The organism is Enterococcus sp. FDAARGOS_553, from assembly GCF_003812305.1.
Taxonomy (GTDB): Bacteria; Bacillota; Bacilli; order Lactobacillales; family Enterococcaceae; genus Enterococcus_D; species Enterococcus_D gallinarum.
In genome coordinates, this window is sequence record NZ_CP033740.1 from 1,108,658 (window position 1) to 1,124,881 (window position 16,224).

Below are 16,224 nucleotides of genomic sequence, written 5' to 3' on the forward strand. Positions count from 1 at the left end.
AAGCAGCTTGAAAAAGAAACTTTCAATCAAAAGTGAAAATCACTTAAAGATTGAAGTCTCCGGAATCAAGCAGCTTTTTTATTTACGTATTTGACCTTCTCCATAGATAATATATTTGGTGGAAGTCAGAGCTTCGAGTCCCATTGGGCCTCTAGCATGCAATTTCTGAGTTGAAATGCCGATTTCTGCTCCAAAACCAAAAACAAACCCATCCGTGAATCGTGTAGATGCATTGACATATACTGCAGCAGCATCTACTTCTTGTAAGAATTTCTGAGAGGCAAAGTAGTTATCCGTGACGATAGCTTCAGAATGCTTAGTGTTGTAATGATTGATGTGGGCAATTGCTTCATCGATGGAATCTACAACTTTGATGGCTACAATATAATCTAGAAATTCGGTTTGCCAATCTTCTTCAGTAGCAGGTTGCGCATTTATTAAATAGTTTCGCGCGTTAGTATCAGCACGCAACTCTACTTTATTTTTCAGTTCTTTTTCTAGTAAAGGTAGAAAGTCTGCTGCACAACTTTTATGAACGAGGATCGTTTCGATTGCATTGCAAACAGAAGGTCGCTGAGTTTTGGCATTGACAACAATGTCGACAGCCATCGGAAGCTGTGCATCTTTGTCAATAAAGATATGGTTGTTACCTGTTCCTGTTTCAATGACAGGAACTGTTGCTGTTTCTTTGACACGACGAATGAGGTTAGCACCGCCTCGTGGAATCAGTACATCCAAGTACTTGTTCAAGCGCATCATTTGATCAGCCACTGCATGACTGGTGTCATCAACAAATTGAATAGAATAGGGTGAATATCCATTGGCGCTTAATGTTTCTTGCAAAAGATTTACAAGGATTTGATTTGAGTAGAAGGCTTCTTTACCTCCTCGCAAAATGACAGCATTCCCAGATTTGAAACATAGACCGGCAGCATCTGTTGTAACATTGGGTCTTGCTTCATAAATAATTCCCACAACACCTAATGGTACACGTTGTTTACCAATTAAGAGATTATCACTATTGCGCCACATTTTGTCCACGATTCCAAGTGGATCAGGGAGCTGAACGATTTTTCGAATACCAGTTGCCATCTCCTTGATTCGTTCATCAGTTAATTCTAGGCGATCAATTAAAGTTGAATTTAATGCATTTTTTTTTGCAGCAGCAAGGTCTTTTTTATTTTCTGTTAAAATTCGTGAACGATTTCTTTCAAGTGTATCGGCCATAGCTGATAGTAAGTGATTTTTCTCAGTAGCGGTTAGTAAGCTAAGTGAGGCCGCACTCTTTTTTGCTTGCTTTCCCAATTGCATTAAATCGATCATAATGTTTCCTCCTTGTAAAAGTAAGTGCCAACCTTTTTGCCAGCTAAGATATCAAAAATGATTTTAGGCTGTTTCCCATTCGCCAAGATCATTGTGGCATCTGTTTTGAGAATACGATCCGCAGCTTTTAATTTGCTTGACATGCCACCAGTTCCATACGGACTTCCTTTTCCGGTTGCTTGTTTCATTAAATCAGGTGTAATCTCAGTAATTTCATCATAAAGTTTAGCAGTTTTATGATGTAGCGGATTAGCAGTATAAAACCCATCGATGTCGGATAGCATAATCAGCAGATCCGCATGGACTAACTGCGCTACAATTGCAGATAATTGATCATTATCACCAAATTTAGTAAGATGGTCCAACTCATCTATGGCAACTGTATCATTCTCGTTGATTATTGGGATAATTCCCATCGCTAAGAGCTGCTCCAATGTATTACATACATTTTCTCGACTTTGAGGAAACTCAATAATATCTCGAGTCAACAATAATTGAGCAGTTTTTTGATTGTAAACTTGAAAACGGTGATTGTAAATATTCATTAATTCGGCTTGCCCCACGGCTGCAACAGCTTGTTGCTGGGGGATTTCTACAGGACGTTGTGGAATGTTTAGTTTATTCATCCCTACACCAATAGCACCAGAAGAAACGAGAATAATCTCTTTGTTTTGATTCTTTAGATCGGACAGAACAAAAGCCAGTTCATCAATACTCGAGAAGTTGATATTTCCATTGGGATAGACGAGGGAACTGGTCCCGATTTTGATAACGACTCGATTCGCTTTTTTTAGTTTCTCTCGCATGGATGTAACCACCTCTTCTGAATTCAGTAAATAATATTTTTTCTATTGTACTAGCAAAATAGCCTTTCGTCATGTCTTTTTTCTATTTTCTTCGTTTTTTTGACTGCGGAAGCGAAGAAAATATAAAGAGTTTCTGTTAATTTTGTTTTCATTAAAGAAAACAAGGGTTACTATGCTAAAATGACTATATGTTTATTAATTGGAGGAAAAGATGAAGACACGTGGATTTGAAATTGTTTCAACATATGCAGATAAGGATATAGCTCTTCCGCAACGCGCAACACACCATGCGGCAGGGTATGATTTTGAAGCGGCAGAAGAAGTCGTAATACCTAGTATATGGAAAGCGGGGTTGATGAATGGCATCCAAGCGTTGACAGCTAAAGATGTTCAAAAAGCAATCAAACCGACACTGGTTCCGACTGGAATCAAATCATATATGGGAAAAGAAGAGTATTTACAATTAACGAATCGTTCGAGCAATCCTCTCAAACGTTTTTTGTTACTAACAAATGGTGTCGGAGTCATTGACAGTGATTATTACAATAATTCTGATAATGAAGGGCATATCATGTTTCAATTTACGAATTTTGGTCCCAGTGATTTGACCATCAAAAAAGGTGAACGAATTGGTCAAGGGATCTTCTTGCCGTTTTTAAAAGCGGATCAAGATGTAACCAGTCAATCACGCTCTGGAGGATTTGGTTCCTCAGATCTGTGATTGTTCGATATACGCATGCAGTCAGTCCTAGATAACGAATTGGAGGTTTGCAATGGCTAAGAAAGCAAAGAGTCAGTTTGTCTGCCAAAATTGCGGATATTCTTCACCAAAGTATTTAGGGAAGTGCCCTAATTGTGGTAGTTGGAATTCGATGGTAGAAGAAGTGATTCAAGAAACAACGGATCGGCGAGTACGGACTACTCTTACGGGACAACGGATGCAACCAACAAAAATTGCTGATGTCATACCAAAGAAAGAACCACGAGTACAGACCAAACTAGCAGAGCTAAACCGAGTTTTGGGTGGTGGTGTTGTTCCGGGATCATTGATTTTGATTGGTGGTGATCCAGGAATCGGCAAGTCGACTCTTTTACTGCAAGTCTCACAGCAGCTTGCAGCTATTGGCGGCAAAGTATTGTATGTTTCGGGTGAGGAAAGTGCAGAGCAGATAAAAATGCGTGCCCAGCGTTTAGGAGCCATTGATACGGAATTTTATTTATATCCAGAAACGGATATGTCTGAGATAAGCAAGGCAATCGAAAATCTAACACCGGATTATGTCATCATAGATTCGATACAAACGATGACACAACCAGATATCACTAGTGTGGCAGGAAGCGTGAGTCAGGTTCGAGAAACGACTGCCGAACTTCTAAAACTGGCTAAAACCAACGGGATTGCTATTTTTATTGTGGGACATGTAACCAAAGAAGGTTCAATTGCTGGTCCACGAATGCTAGAGCACATGGTGGACACCGTTTTATATTTTGAAGGTGAAAAGCATCACAGCTTCCGTATTTTGCGTGCCGTCAAAAATCGATTTGGTTCGACAAATGAGATTGGGATTTTTGAAATGGAAGCAGGCGGATTGAAAGAAGTAGCCAACCCCTCTCAAGTCTTTCTTGAGGAGCGATTAGAAGGCGCTACGGGTTCTGCCATCGTTGTTGCAATGGAAGGCAGTCGACCGATTTTAGTAGAGATCCAAGCTTTGGTGACACCAACTATGTTTGGTAACGCTAAACGAACGACTACCGGATTGGATTTTAATCGTGTTTCATTAATCATGGCGGTCCTTGAAAAACGGGCTGGGTTGCTTCTACAGAATCAAGATGCTTATTTAAAAGCAGCTGGTGGTGTAAAATTAAATGAACCTGCAATCGATTTAGCAATTGCAGTCAGCATAGCCTCAAGTTATAAGGAAAAAGGTACGAGTCCTACGGAATGTTTTATCGGTGAAATTGGGTTGACTGGTGAGATTCGACGCGTCAATGCGATCGAACAACGGGTAAAAGAAGTGCAAAAATTAGGATTTACTAAAGTATATTTACCTAAAAATAATCTTACTGGGTGGCAACCGCCCAAAGGTATCGAAGTAGAAGGCGTGTCAACTTTATCGGAAACCCTACGAAAAGTTTTTCGTTAATTCTGATAAGGTGTTAGTTAAAAAAAAAAAGAATAAATTCGAAGATGAGACGAAAATAACGAAATTATCAGAACAAGAATGAATGAAGACTGTTTATTGAGAACTATTTGCATCAGAAGGTGCTATCTTTGTCCAGCTCTTTCTAAAAAAGATTTTTTCGTTTATGAGTCTCAGCTTCGTACTAAATTAGTTTGGAGGAACGTGTATGCAGAAACGAGTCATTACTGCGCTAATGGTTCTTGCTGGAGCAAGTTTAGGTATCTCATTAATGCCTGTTGCATGGCAAACCATTGGTCAATCAAAAAATGAATGGCTGAACAATAATATCACTAATAGCTTGCTTGGAGCCCTTATTTTCTTTTTATTATCTTTGCTATTAGCGAAATATATTGCAGCTGGAATTCGTAAAATTGAAGAAAAATTGAGTGAATTGAGTCTAACTTATTTATTATTTGGAGCAATCGGATCAATTATTGGTTTAATGATCGGGGTCATTGTATCGATTCCTTTTTATAATTGGGATATTCCTTTTATTAACGGAATCGCGCCTATTTTAGTAATGGCGTTGTTGGGATATCTTGGCTTTCAAATTGGCACGACTCGAATCGAAGAATGGAAAAAAATCTTTTCTTCTAAAAGCAAGAAAACAGAACCTGTTGAAGAACAACAGATGCTTGATCGTAAAATAGCTGATCATTTTCATAAGTATAAAATTCTCGATACGAGTGTTATCATCGATGGACGTATCTACGACATTGCTAAGACAGGTTTTCTTGAAGGGGTCCTATTAATTCCCAATTTTGTTTTATATGAATTACAATATATTGCAGATTCAGGAGACAGCTTGAAACGTGTACGAGGTCGACGTGGATTAGATATTTTGAATGCTTTGCAAAAAGAAGAAGGTATCGCTGTTGAAATGTATGAGGGTGACTTCGATGATATTTCTGAGGTCGACAGCAAATTGATCAAATTAGCAAAGATCCTTGATGGTATTGTGGTTACAAATGACTATAATTTAAACAAAGTTTCAGAATTTCAAAATGTTCCTGTGTTAAATATCAACGCTCTTGCGAATGCAGTTAAACCAGTAGTGATTCCTGGAGAAACAATGAATGTACTTGTTGTAAAAGCTGGAACGGAAAGACAACAAGGTGTCGCTTATTTGGATGACGGAACGATGGTTGTTGTTGAAGATGGACAGCATTACATGAATGAACATATCCAAGTAGTTGTTACGAGCGCACTGCAGACAGCTGCGGGACGAATGATATTTGCTAAACCGGCTCATTCAAGTCGTGGAATCGATAATCAGGATGACACAAAAAATTAGCAATAATCAATGGCAATTGGCGGATTTTACGCAGGTTGCCTTTACTATTTTGCTTAATGATTGTACAATTCTAGCTGAGCGAACTATTTTATTATCGGAGATTTTCCCTATAAGCTAGAAGGTAAAAACCGAACAGCAAAGGATTGTTTGCAAATCAGATGAAGGAAGAGGAAAAAGATGACTAAAGTGCGAGTACGTTATGCTCCAAGTCCAACTGGACATCTACACATCGGAAATGCCCGAACAGCATTGTTTAACTATTTATTTGCACGTCATAACGATGGCGAATTTATTATCCGTATTGAGGATACGGATCAAAAAAGAAACATTGAAGATGGTGAGAAGAGCCAGCTAGAGAATCTCGCTTGGTTGGGTATTGATTGGGATGAATCCCCTGCAAACCCTGGAGAGTACGGACCGTACCGCCAATCAGAACGCGGTGAGTTGTACCAACCATTGATTGATCAGTTGCTAGCAAGCAATCGTGCCTATAAGTGTTATTGTACAGAAGAAGAGCTAGAAGCAGAGCGTGAAGAACAACGCGAACGTGGCGAAATGCCTCATTATGGCGGAAAATGCGCTAATCTAACACCAGAGGAGCAAGCGGAAAAAGAAGCACAAGGTATCCAACCAGTTATTCGTTTCCGAGTTCCTAGAAATACAGAGTATAAGTTTCATGATATGGTAAAAGGTGAGATCGTTTTTGAGTCAGATAATGTAGGCGGCGATTTTGTCATTCAAAAGCGCGATGGGATGCCAACATATAACTTTGCAGTGGCAGTTGATGATCATCATATGAAAATCACACATGTATTGCGGGGCGATGACCATATTGCTAATACACCAAAACAATTGATGATCTATGAAGCATTTGGTTGGCAAGCGCCACAATTTGGACACATGACACTGATCATCAACAGCGAAACTGGTAAAAAGCTAAGTAAACGCGATGAATCAATTTTACAATTTATTGAGCAGTATCGTGAATTAGGATACTTACCAGAAGCAATGTTCAATTTTATCGCATTGTTGGGTTGGTCCCCAGTAGGAGAAGATGAGTTATTTTCTCAATCTGAATTGATCCAAATGTTTGATCCAGAACGCTTGAGCAAATCACCAGCGGCTTTTGATGCCAAAAAATTGGAGTGGGTCAACAACCACTATATGCGTCAAATGGACCTGGATCAGTTGACAGAAATGTGTTTGCCATATTTAATCAAAGCAGGTCGAATTGAAGAAGAGCCTTCCGTAGAAAAAAGAGAATGGCTGAAAAAAATCGTCTCACTATATCAACCACAAATGAGTTATGCTGCACAAATTGTGGAAGTTTCTGAGTTATTCTTTAATGAACATCCTGAATTGGATGCTGCTGCGCAAGAAGTCTTGGCGGGTGAAACTGTTCCAACTGTACTCAATGCCTTTAAAGAAAAATTGACTGCAATGACTACAGTTGACGCACCAACAGTAAAAGCTGCAATCAAAGAGATCCAAAAAGAAACAGGAATCAAAGGCAAAAACTTGTTTATGCCAATTCGTGTTGCTGTCTCAGGACAAACGCACGGACCAGAATTACCGGATACAGTAGAATTACTAGGAAAAGAAAAAGCACTTGATCATTTAAATAATGTATTATAAACACGAAGAATAGACGAAGTACTTACCTTTTTTTTGAAGAGAGATCACGGGTGGTGAGAGTGATTAAAAAAAGTAAGGAAATGCACCTAGGAGTGGTTTTGGCGCAAGTCAAAAACGGCAGCAGACGTTACCTGCACCAAGGCAGAAAATTCTGTGAACAAAAGTGGAACCACGTGGTTGAGCGTCTTTTGAATAAGGAAACTTATTTGAAAGATGCTTTTTTGTATGTAAGTAATCAATAGGGGAAGCAGGTGAGAAGATGACTTGGACCCAAAAAGCAATTGCAGCAGCGAAAAAAAATGACCCTTCAGCTCGATCAACGCTGGAAATCGTATTGTCTTATCCGGGCTTTCACGCATTGTTTTGGCATCGCTGGTCGCATTTTTTATTTCAAAAAAAACTCTTTCTTCTAGCTAGACTCACATCCCAGTTTTGGCGTTTTCTGACAGGCATCGAGATTCATCCTGGTGCTCAGATTGGCGAAGGGGTTTTTATCGATCACGGGATGGGTGTTGTAATTGGAGAAACAGCTATTATTGAAGATGACGTCGTATTATTTCACGGTGTAACACTAGGCGGGACAGGTAAAGAAAAAGGGAAACGCCACCCGACCATAAAAAAAGGGGCATTCATTTCAGCTCATGCACAAATTCTTGGCCCTGTCACAATAGGGGAAAGCGCCAGAATCGGTGCTAGTGCAGTGGTTCTTAGTGATATCCCAAATGAAGCGACTGCTGTAGGAATACCAGCCAAAGTCGTAAGAATCAAAGGAAAGAAGGTTAGCCAAGATGATCAAAATTTATAATACGTTAACACGTAAAAAAGAAGTTTTCCAACCTCTCGAACAAGGTAGGGTGAAAATGTATGTTTGCGGGCCAACAGTTTACAATTATATCCACGTCGGCAACGGACGTAGTGTAGTATCTTTTGACACGATTCGCAGATACTTAGAATATAGAGGGTATGAAGTCGATTACGTAATGAACTTCACCGATGTTGACGACAAAATTATTCGGACCGCCAAAGAATTGAAAACTTCTGCTCCAGAAATAGCAGATCGTTTTATCGAAGCATTCAATAAAGATACTGCGGCTTTAAATGTTCAACCAGCTACATTAAATCCGCGAGTAATGGATCACATCGAAGACATTATTGCGTTTATTCAAGTATTAGTAGATAAAGGATACGCCTATATGGCAAATAATGATGTGTATTACCGTACACGTAAATTCAAGCACTATGGTCAGTTAAGTGATCAATCAATTGATGAATTAGAAGTTGGGGCCAGTCAACGAACGGGTGAAGAACAAAAGATCAAAGAAGATCCGTTAGATTTTGCTTTGTGGAAAGCGGCTAAGGAAAACGAAATCGCTTGGGATTCACCATGGGGACTAGGACGTCCCGGTTGGCACATCGAGTGCTCCGTTATGGCAACCAAACATTTAGGAGAAACAATAGATATTCATGGAGGTGGACAGGACCTGACTTTCCCTCATCATGAAAATGAAATTGCACAGAGTGAAGCGAAAACGGGTAAGACGTTTGCTAATTATTGGATGCACAATGGTTATGTCACGATTGGTGAAGAAGAAGAAAAAATGAGTAAATCTTTGGGCAATTTCGTTACTGTCCATGAAATGGTTCAAAAAATTGATCCTCAAGTTTTGCGCTTCTTTTTGGCTACTACCCAATATCGGCGTCCAATCAAATACAGTGAAACGACATTGAAAGAGGCAGAAACAAATCTGCAAAAATTGAGAACAGCCTTAGAAAATGCACAATTTCGTTTGCAAAATAGTAAAGAAGGATTCCCAGAAGGAACCGACCATGCCATCTTAGCAGAATTTGAACAGCGTTTTGTACAAGAAATGGATGACGATTTTAATGCAGCAAATGGTATCACAGTAGTATATGAACTTGCAAAATGGTTGAACACTTACAGCGAAAGTGCTTCAATCGATATAGAATTATTGACTGCTGCAGTTGAAAAATTCAAGGAATGGCTAGCCATCTTTGGGATTTACTTTGTGGGTGAGGAACTTTTAGATGAAGAGATCGAACAACTAATCGAAGAACGTATCCAAGCAAGACAAGCAAGAGATTTTGCCCGAAGCGATGAAATCCGGGATGTGCTAAAAGAAAAAGGGATTATCTTGGAAGACACAGCGCAAGGTACCCGGTGGAGAAGAGACGCATGAGAGATTACAAACAGTTGAACGGACTAGCGTTAGCCTATATTGGGGACGCGGTCTATGAAGTATACATTCGGGACTATTTGATTGAACAAGGACAAACAAGACCTAATCAGCTTCATCATATGGCGACACACTATGTATCAGCAAAAGCTCAGGCGGCATTGATCCAAAAGATGCTTGATGAAGAAATAATGACTGAAGAAGAATATGATTTTTACCGTCGTGGACGAAATAGTAAAAGCCATACCAGTGCAAAAAATGCTGATGTAACCACCTATCGCATTGCTACAGGCTTTGAATCCTTAATTGGGTATCTACACTTAACAAAGCAACAGGATCGTTTAGACACGCTCGTAGCTTGGTGTATCAAGAAAGTAGGGGAAGAAGATGAGGGAAAAGAAACAAAGAAAACCGTCGCGTCAAAACACGGTAAAAAATAAACAGCACACTAGAAAGAATTTTCGTGAAGAAACAACTGAATTGATAGATGAGAATTTTGTATTCGGTTATCATGCGGTAATTGAAGCGTTGAAAGAAGGACGCGGGAATAAATTATTTATGGCAGAGGATGCCAGAGGGGAAAAAATCGATGGGTTAAAAGAAGCTGCTCGCGCACAGTCTGTCCCAGTCAAGTGGGTGCCAAAACAAAAGCTCGATCAAATGAGCAATCAAGGCGTCCATCAAAGTGTGATTTTAGCGATCACCCCTTATGAATACCTATCACTGGATGAATTATTGGCACAAACAAAAGAGCAGTCATTCTATTTGATTTTAGACAATTTAGAGGATCCACATAATTTTGGTTCAATCCTGAGAACAGCGGATGCTAGTGGGGTAGACGGAATCATTATTCCGAAACACCGTGCAGTAGGAATCACTCCTGTAGTCGTGAAGACTTCTACTGGTGCTGTAGAACATATTCCGATTGCTCGTGTCACCAATTTAAGCCAAGCGATTCAACAACTAAAACAAGCTGGTTTTTGGATTTTTGGAACGGATATGAAAGGAACTGATTACCGTTTGTGGAATGCTCAAGGGGCAGCGGGATTGATTATCGGCAATGAAGGTCGAGGAATGAGTGAAGGATTGAAAAAAGATGTTGATGAGATGTTGACTATTCCGATGACTGGTCATGTACAAAGTTTGAATGCTAGTGTGGCAGCTGGGTTATTAATGTATCAAGCTTTTACTAGTCGAAATGGGGCGCCGCAATGAAAACGCCCCTGCTAATCGTCGATGGCTATAATATGATTGGTGCTTGGCCTGAATTAGTCTTATTAAAAAACCAAGATCGTTTAGAAGATGCAAGAGAGGCGTTATTGCATCGATTATCCAATTATTCAAAATACGAAGGATTAAAGATTATTGTTGTATTTGATGCGCAATTGGTTCCCGGTGTTACTCAAAGCTATAGTAAATATCAGTTACAAGTCATCTTTACTGAAGAAGGTGAAACTGCTGACAGCTATATCGAACGCATCGCTGGAGAATTGAATGACCGTTTGACTCAAGTAACAGTTGCAACGAGTGACTTAGCAGAACAATGGGTTGTGTTTTCTCAAGGTGCGTTGCGAACTTCTGCTCGAGAGCTTTATAAAAGTATTGAAAAAACAGAAGAAGCAATCCATCAGCATCAAACAGACATCAAATTTGAAAATTTTCGCAGAAACTCTCCTTGGACGCCTGAACAATTAGCTGAATTAGAAAAAAAACTGCATGATTTGAGTTAGGGACAAAGTTGGTTCGTTAAATGAGAAACTAATGAACAAGAATATGTTACGCTCTTTTTGTACCAAAAATTAAGCATAAAAGGAGCGTAACAAAATGAAATCAAACGAATCAATCAGTAGGAGTTCAGAAGAATTTGAAGCAATGTTTTTCAAGTATCGCCCTATCGTCGAGATTATGTACAAAAAATATTATCTCAAAGATTATGATTTAGATGATTGGATGCAAGAAGGCCGTATTGTTTTTAACAAATGTCTGCAGGCTTATGATGAAAACCGTGGAACAACACTAGGAGTTTTGTTCAAACGCTCGTTTGAAAATCGCGTCTGCAGTTTATTACGGTTGCAACAAGCACAAAAAAGAAAAGCACAATTAAATTCTTCTTCTCTTGAAGAAAAAATTTCTCATGAAGGACCAAATTTTCTCTCCGATCAAAATGAACAAACTGAAAAAGCGGAGAAGTATTTAATGCTTCAAGAAACTATGAATAAATACGATTCGCCATTTTCGAAGTTAGAGCAAATCGTTATAATGAATTACTTGAAAGGATTAGAACTTGAACAAATCGCAGAACAAACAGAACTTCCACTGCAACAAATTAAAAGCGCTTACAACCGCGGTAAAAAGAAATTGAGAGCGCTTCTTATGAACCCTTAGAGAAAATCTTATTGAAAGAATAATTATTTTATGGTAAACTTGAAATTTTCTGTAAATTATAGTATACTGTTGCTTGAGGTGAATGCGATGCCAACAACTTTAGCAACAATCAAAAAAGATTTAGAAGGTCGTATAGGCAGTGAAATCATGCTAGTTGCTCAAACTGGGCGTAAACGTCAAACGGAACGCCGTGGTGTTTTGACAGAAACATACCCTTCTGTGTTTGTCGTGGATTTAGATCCAAACGAAAATTCGTTCGAACGTGTTTCCTATAGTTATTCGGATATTCTTACTCGAACGGTTGAGATTGAATTTTTAACAAAAGCTGTTTGATCAGAAAAGGGCTGACAAAATGTTAGCTCTTTTTTTGTATTTTTTATTATTGATTAGTTAGGAGATAGTAGAATGATTGTTATGATAAAAGAGTTGCATGAGATGACCGGATTAGAATTTCACCAAATCGCTGCTTTACGTACTCAAGTGTTTGTCGTAGAACAAAATTGTCCCTATCAAGAAGTAGATGCAATTGATTTGATTGCTAAACATCTTTGTATTTTTGATGAACAGCAACAACTTGTTTCTTATGCAAGGATATATTTTATCGAAGGTACGGTTCATTTTTGTCGAGTTTTAGTAAATCCTCTGTTCCGTGGACAAGGGCATGGGGATCAATTGCTACAAGAAATCATCAAACAACTAAATCGTTTCTATCCAAATGCTCCGATTGAAATCGAAGCTCAAGCGCATTTGCAGAAATTTTACGGGAAATATAATTTTGTCACTGTTTCCGATCCTTTTGATGAAGATGGAATTTTACATGTGGTTATGAGAAAAGAGAAATAAAAGCAGTCATTACTTATAAAAAAAAAGATGAACAAATCATGAATAACTCTCTGCTCTGACATGTATTTGCCAGAGCTTTTCTGATTTCAAGAGCTATCCATTATTGTTCGAATCATTCTAAAAAACTATCTAGTTAAAAGGATCACGGTTTATATCATTAGTTGTGATATTGGTACGGGATTCTGTTTGTACTTTCAATAAGTCACGAATTTCTTGAAGATAGTCTTCGGCAGTAACTTCTGGTTCTTCTTCTTCAACTGGTTTTTGATGAAGATTGCGCAATTTATTCACAGCTTTAACGATTAAGAATAGAACAAAAGCAGTAATCAAGAATGTAATAATTGCAGTAATCACTTGACCGAAATTAAAGACGACATTTTTTTTAGGCTCCCAAACAAGCCCTGAAAATGCATCTTCGCTGCCGAAAAATGAAAATACCAGCGAAACTAATGGTGTTAAAAGACCTTCTACCAAACTGGTGACAATCGCTGTGAAGGCACTCCCGATGACAACCCCAACAGCTAAGTCAATCACATTTCCGCGCAAAATAAATTCTTTAAATTCCTTGATCATAAACAAACCTCCTTTAAATTTATTCTTAGTATAACGAATAAACGATGATTTATAAAAATATACGCCCGTAAAATGAGTAATTTTTCTGGAAAAATTCTGCATTATGCTATAATTGAAGAGATGATTTTTGAGAGGATAAGAGGTGCATTATGGCAATTGAACTAAAAAAAAATGTTCGACTCACGGTTTTGCCGACTAAAAAATATAAAACAATCCGTGTTTTTATTCGATTTACTTCGCAATTAGCGGCTGAAACGGCTGCGAAACGCACATTATTGACGAGTTTATTAGAGACAACTAGTTTGCGTTATCCCACTCAAACAGCCTTTAGTACGCAACTGGCAGAATTGTATGGAGCAAGCTTTGGCATGAATGTTAATAAAAAAGGGGATCTTCATCAAGTCAATGCAGCGATGTCGTTCGTCAACGGAAAATATGTTGCTGATGAAGAACTATTTACCCAAGCTGTTTCTTTTTTGAAAGAAGTGCTTTTTTTCCCAAATATTGTTCAAGATGAATTTGAATCAAAAAATTTTACGATCGAAAAAAGCAATTTGATTGCTTATATGAGAAGTATTGCTGAGGATAAACAGGCGTTTGCTTCATTAAGCTTACAAGAATTATTTTTTTCAAAAAGTGACAATCAAAAATTTCCAAGTTTTGGTCGTCCTGAAGATTTGGAAGATGTGACGGCAAAAGAACTAACAGAAACATATAGTTCTATGATTAAAGAAGATGCTGTAGATATTTTTGTGATTGGGGATGTCGAAGAAGATCAAGTAATTGAAGTTATGAAGGATCTCCCCTTTGAAAATCGTCCTGAAAAAGATCTTTCTGTTTTTTATCGTCAAGATTTGGAAAATATTATCCGCGAGAAAATCGTCAGAGAGCCTGTGACTCAGGCAAAACTGAACTTAGGTTATCGTACGGGTGTTTATTATAATCAACCGGAACGTTTCTCTCTCATGGTTTTTAATGGATTATTTGGCGGATTTCCTCATTCAAAACTATTTATGAATGTTAGAGAAAAAGAGAGCTTAGCTTACTATGCATCAAGTAATGTGGATACATTTCGAGGTTATTTATCTGTTCAAACAGGAATTGATGGCAGTAACCGGGATCAAGTCTTTACTTTGATTGAACAACAACTTCAAAGTTTACAAAGAGGAGAAATTACAGAGGCTGAATTGGCACAGACAAAAGCTATGCTTAAAAATCAGTTTTTGTTATCGTTGGATAGTCCACAGTCTTTGATTGAAACAGAATATCTTAATCAGTGGGTACCGAATACTAAAATGAGTGAAGAGCAATTTATACAGCGTTTGGAAGAGGTATCGGTCACAGATGTTCAAAAAATTGCTCAAAAGATCGAACTTCAAGCCGTATTCTTTTTAGATAAGGAGCTTGATCATGAATAAAAAACATTATAATCAAATAAATGAAGTCTTGTATAAAGAGATATTACCCAATGGATTAACAGTTTATTTATTACCTAAAGAAGGGTTTCATAAAACATACGGTCTTTTTAGTACAGATTATGGTTCTATCGATAATCATTTTGGTTATGCGAATGAAACGATGCATACTGTACCAGATGGTATTGCCCATTTCTTAGAGCATAAACTTTTTGAAAAAGAAGACGGTGATGTCTTTCAAAAATTTGGGCAACATGGAGCATCAGCCAATGCATTTACTAGCTTCACAAAAACGAGTTATCTTTTTTCGGCTACCAATCAAATTCGAAAAAATTTAGAAACCCTTTTAGATTTTGTACAGATGCCTTATTTTACGAAAGAAACGGTTGAGAAAGAGAAAAGGATCATTGGGCAAGAAATTCAGATGTATGATGATGATCCTAACTGGCAACAATTTTTTGGTGTCATTAAGAATCTATATCCAAAGCATCCGCTTCACATTGATATTGCTGGGACTGTTGAAAGTATAGCAGCCATCACAGCAGAAGATCTTTATCTGTGCTACCATACATTCTACCACCCAAGCAATATGACTTTGTTCATAGTTGGAAACATCGATCCAGAAGAGACAATGAACTGGATCAGAGAAAACCAGGCAGCAAAAACTTTTTCTGCAGCAAAAGAAATTAAGCGTCAATTTCCGGAAGAAACCGTTCAAGAAATTATTCCAGAAAGTATTATGAGGATGCCCGTTACGCGACCAAAAGGTGTTTTGGGTATCAAAGGGAATATGGAGAAACGTCCGACGGAAGGTCGGGAGTTGCTACGATATAAACAATCTTTGAATTTATTGTTCCAATTACTTTTAGGTAATACTTCAGCTAATTACTTAAGGTTGTATGATCAAGGAATTATTGATGATACGTTTGGTTTCGAAGTAAGTTTGGATCGAAGTTTTTACTTTGCTGATTTTTCTGGAGATGCAGAATACCCTGAAGAGATGCTTCAAGCGGTTGAAGAAATTTTATTGAATTATGAAAATGATCCTGAAATGAACGAGAAGAATCTTGAGTTACTTAAGAAAAAAATGCTGGGTAAATATTTTCAATCTCTCAATTCATTAGAATTTATTGCTAATCAATTTACACAAAGCTTATTTGGCGAAACAACACTCTTTGATTTGCCAGATGTTATACGTTCAATCACGCTCAATGATGTTCGATCTGCTGCTAAAGTATTCATTGATCAAAAAGCATTCAGTCGGTTTTACTTGCTACCAACTAAAACTAACTGATTAATCGTCATTGTGTAAGATGCCGTCTATGCATTTTCTGATAGATGGCTCTTGTTTTTGTAGAAGAATGAGTAATGAGATCAAAAAGTATTAAATTTTGTTTGCGACTTGTCTGAATGTTATCCTCAGTCAATTTTTTTTATGGTATTCTTTAAATGATACTGATTGAACAATTTTCATTTATGATGAAAAATCAAGAGTAAAAATGTTATATTTAATAAACAACCTATCAATTAAGCAATCCAAGGATGACAAGGAGAAACGAAGTGGATTTCCGA

The 16,224-nt window shown here is 37.9% G+C and carries 17 protein-coding genes and 1 other annotated feature; of the genes, 14 read left to right on the forward strand and 3 right to left on the reverse strand.

Annotation, left to right across the window (positions count from 1 at the left end; genetic code table 11):
• Positions 1-78 precede the first annotated feature (78 nt).
• Both EGX73_RS05765 and proB read right to left on the reverse strand, forming a co-directional pair.
• A complete protein-coding gene (locus EGX73_RS05765; protein ID WP_003129264.1) occupies positions 79-1,323 on the reverse strand; it encodes a glutamate-5-semialdehyde dehydrogenase in 1,245 nt (414 codons plus the stop codon).
• Positions 1,320-2,129, reverse strand: coding sequence for a glutamate 5-kinase (proB, locus tag EGX73_RS05770; RefSeq protein ID WP_005473069.1), 810 nt, complete (start codon positions 2,127-2,129; stop codon positions 1,320-1,322). Before proB ends, EGX73_RS05765 begins: the two co-directional genes overlap by 4 nt.
• Before the next feature lie 211 nt (positions 2,130-2,340).
• Between proB and EGX73_RS05775 the strand changes: the two genes are divergently transcribed.
• From EGX73_RS05775 to EGX73_RS05835, 12 genes are all read left to right on the forward strand, one after another.
• Positions 2,341-2,850, forward strand: coding sequence for a dUTP diphosphatase (locus tag EGX73_RS05775; RefSeq protein WP_005473067.1), 510 nt, complete (start codon positions 2,341-2,343; stop codon positions 2,848-2,850).
• 52 nt (positions 2,851-2,902) lie between these two features.
• Positions 2,903-4,273 (forward strand): DNA repair protein RadA, encoded by a 1,371-nt coding sequence (radA, locus tag EGX73_RS05780; RefSeq protein ID WP_003129268.1) that lies wholly within the window; start codon positions 2,903-2,905, stop codon positions 4,271-4,273.
• A gap of 205 nt (positions 4,274-4,478) precedes the next feature.
• Positions 4,479-5,606 (forward strand): PIN/TRAM domain-containing protein, encoded by a 1,128-nt coding sequence (locus EGX73_RS05785; protein WP_003129271.1) that lies wholly within the window; start codon positions 4,479-4,481, stop codon positions 5,604-5,606.
• A gap of 177 nt (positions 5,607-5,783) precedes the next feature.
• Complete coding sequence (gene gltX / locus EGX73_RS05790; RefSeq protein ID WP_003129272.1) at positions 5,784-7,241, forward strand: glutamate--tRNA ligase; 1,458 nt, start codon at positions 5,784-5,786, stop codon at positions 7,239-7,241.
• Positions 7,238-7,433, forward strand: a binding site (T-box leader). (Overlaps the previous gene by 4 nt.)
• 67 nt (positions 7,434-7,500) lie before the next feature.
• Complete coding sequence (gene epsC, locus EGX73_RS05800) at positions 7,501-8,046, forward strand: serine O-acetyltransferase EpsC (protein WP_003129273.1); 546 nt, start codon at positions 7,501-7,503, stop codon at positions 8,044-8,046.
• The gene (gene cysS, locus EGX73_RS05805; RefSeq protein ID WP_003129274.1) at positions 8,030-9,439 is read left to right on the forward strand and encodes a cysteine--tRNA ligase; all 1,410 of its coding nucleotides are present in this window, start codon (positions 8,030-8,032) and stop codon (positions 9,437-9,439) included. The genes epsC and cysS overlap by 17 nt, the downstream gene beginning before the upstream one ends.
• On the forward strand, positions 9,436-9,876 hold the full coding sequence (locus tag EGX73_RS05810; RefSeq protein ID WP_003129275.1) for a Mini-ribonuclease 3: 441 nt from the start codon (positions 9,436-9,438) through the stop codon (positions 9,874-9,876). Before cysS ends, EGX73_RS05810 begins: the two co-directional genes overlap by 4 nt.
• Complete coding sequence (rlmB, locus tag EGX73_RS05815; protein WP_003129276.1) at positions 9,824-10,651, forward strand: 23S rRNA (guanosine(2251)-2'-O)-methyltransferase RlmB; 828 nt, start codon at positions 9,824-9,826, stop codon at positions 10,649-10,651. Before EGX73_RS05810 ends, rlmB begins: the two co-directional genes overlap by 53 nt.
• A complete protein-coding gene (locus tag EGX73_RS05820; protein WP_005473058.1) occupies positions 10,648-11,166 on the forward strand; it encodes an NYN domain-containing protein in 519 nt (172 codons plus the stop codon). The genes rlmB and EGX73_RS05820 overlap by 4 nt, the downstream gene beginning before the upstream one ends.
• Positions 11,167-11,260: 94 nt before the next feature.
• On the forward strand, positions 11,261-11,821 hold the full coding sequence (locus EGX73_RS05825; RefSeq protein ID WP_003128971.1) for a sigma-70 family RNA polymerase sigma factor: 561 nt from the start codon (positions 11,261-11,263) through the stop codon (positions 11,819-11,821).
• An 87-nt stretch (positions 11,822-11,908) separates the two neighbouring features.
• On the forward strand, positions 11,909-12,154 hold the full coding sequence (locus tag EGX73_RS05830) for a Veg family protein (protein ID WP_003128972.1): 246 nt from the start codon (positions 11,909-11,911) through the stop codon (positions 12,152-12,154).
• 72 nt (positions 12,155-12,226) lie between these two features.
• Positions 12,227-12,664 (forward strand): GNAT family N-acetyltransferase, encoded by a 438-nt coding sequence (locus EGX73_RS05835; RefSeq protein ID WP_123866814.1) that lies wholly within the window; start codon positions 12,227-12,229, stop codon positions 12,662-12,664.
• A gap of 129 nt (positions 12,665-12,793) precedes the next feature.
• Here the strand turns inward: EGX73_RS05835 and mscL are convergent, their stop codons facing one another.
• Complete coding sequence (mscL, locus tag EGX73_RS05840) at positions 12,794-13,237, reverse strand: large conductance mechanosensitive channel protein MscL (protein ID WP_005473052.1); 444 nt, start codon at positions 13,235-13,237, stop codon at positions 12,794-12,796.
• A gap of 149 nt (positions 13,238-13,386) precedes the next feature.
• On the opposite strand from mscL, the gene EGX73_RS05845 reads away from it, so the two are divergent.
• Complete coding sequence (locus tag EGX73_RS05845; protein ID WP_003128975.1) at positions 13,387-14,655, forward strand: pitrilysin family protein; 1,269 nt, start codon at positions 13,387-13,389, stop codon at positions 14,653-14,655.
• Positions 14,648-15,946, forward strand: a complete 1,299-nt coding sequence (locus EGX73_RS05850; protein ID WP_003128977.1) for a pitrilysin family protein — start codon at positions 14,648-14,650, stop codon at positions 15,944-15,946. The genes EGX73_RS05845 and EGX73_RS05850 overlap by 8 nt, the downstream gene beginning before the upstream one ends.
• Positions 15,947-16,224 lie beyond the last annotated feature (278 nt).

Bases quoted from the DNA above. Each gene is read 5' to 3' on its own strand.
- EGX73_RS05830 (WP_003128972.1), top strand. From the start codon at position 11,909: ATGCCAACAACTTTAGCAACAATCAAAAAAGATTTAGAAGGTCGTATA.
- epsC (WP_003129273.1), top strand. From the start codon at position 7,501: ATGACTTGGACCCAAAAAGCAATTGCAGCAGCGAAAAAAAATGACCCT.
- EGX73_RS05825 (WP_003128971.1), top strand. From the start codon at position 11,261: ATGAAATCAAACGAATCAATCAGTAGGAGTTCAGAAGAATTTGAAGCA.
- EGX73_RS05820 (WP_005473058.1), top strand. From the start codon at position 10,648: ATGAAAACGCCCCTGCTAATCGTCGATGGCTATAATATGATTGGTGCT.
- cysS (WP_003129274.1), top strand. From the start codon at position 8,030: ATGATCAAAATTTATAATACGTTAACACGTAAAAAAGAAGTTTTCCAA.
- EGX73_RS05785 (WP_003129271.1), top strand. From the start codon at position 4,479: ATGCAGAAACGAGTCATTACTGCGCTAATGGTTCTTGCTGGAGCAAGT.
- EGX73_RS05765 (WP_003129264.1), bottom strand. From the start codon at position 1,323: ATGATCGATTTAATGCAATTGGGAAAGCAAGCAAAAAAGAGTGCGGCC.
- gltX (WP_003129272.1), top strand. From the start codon at position 5,784: ATGACTAAAGTGCGAGTACGTTATGCTCCAAGTCCAACTGGACATCTA.
- radA (WP_003129268.1), top strand. From the start codon at position 2,903: ATGGCTAAGAAAGCAAAGAGTCAGTTTGTCTGCCAAAATTGCGGATAT.
- mscL (WP_005473052.1), bottom strand. From the start codon at position 13,237: ATGATCAAGGAATTTAAAGAATTTATTTTGCGCGGAAATGTGATTGAC.
- EGX73_RS05850 (WP_003128977.1), top strand. From the start codon at position 14,648: ATGAATAAAAAACATTATAATCAAATAAATGAAGTCTTGTATAAAGAG.
- EGX73_RS05835 (WP_123866814.1), top strand. From the start codon at position 12,227: ATGATTGTTATGATAAAAGAGTTGCATGAGATGACCGGATTAGAATTT.
- EGX73_RS05775 (WP_005473067.1), top strand. From the start codon at position 2,341: ATGAAGACACGTGGATTTGAAATTGTTTCAACATATGCAGATAAGGAT.
- EGX73_RS05845 (WP_003128975.1), top strand. From the start codon at position 13,387: ATGGCAATTGAACTAAAAAAAAATGTTCGACTCACGGTTTTGCCGACT.
- rlmB (WP_003129276.1), top strand. From the start codon at position 9,824: ATGAGGGAAAAGAAACAAAGAAAACCGTCGCGTCAAAACACGGTAAAA.
- EGX73_RS05810 (WP_003129275.1), top strand. From the start codon at position 9,436: ATGAGAGATTACAAACAGTTGAACGGACTAGCGTTAGCCTATATTGGG.
- proB (WP_005473069.1), bottom strand. From the start codon at position 2,129: ATGCGAGAGAAACTAAAAAAAGCGAATCGAGTCGTTATCAAAATCGGG.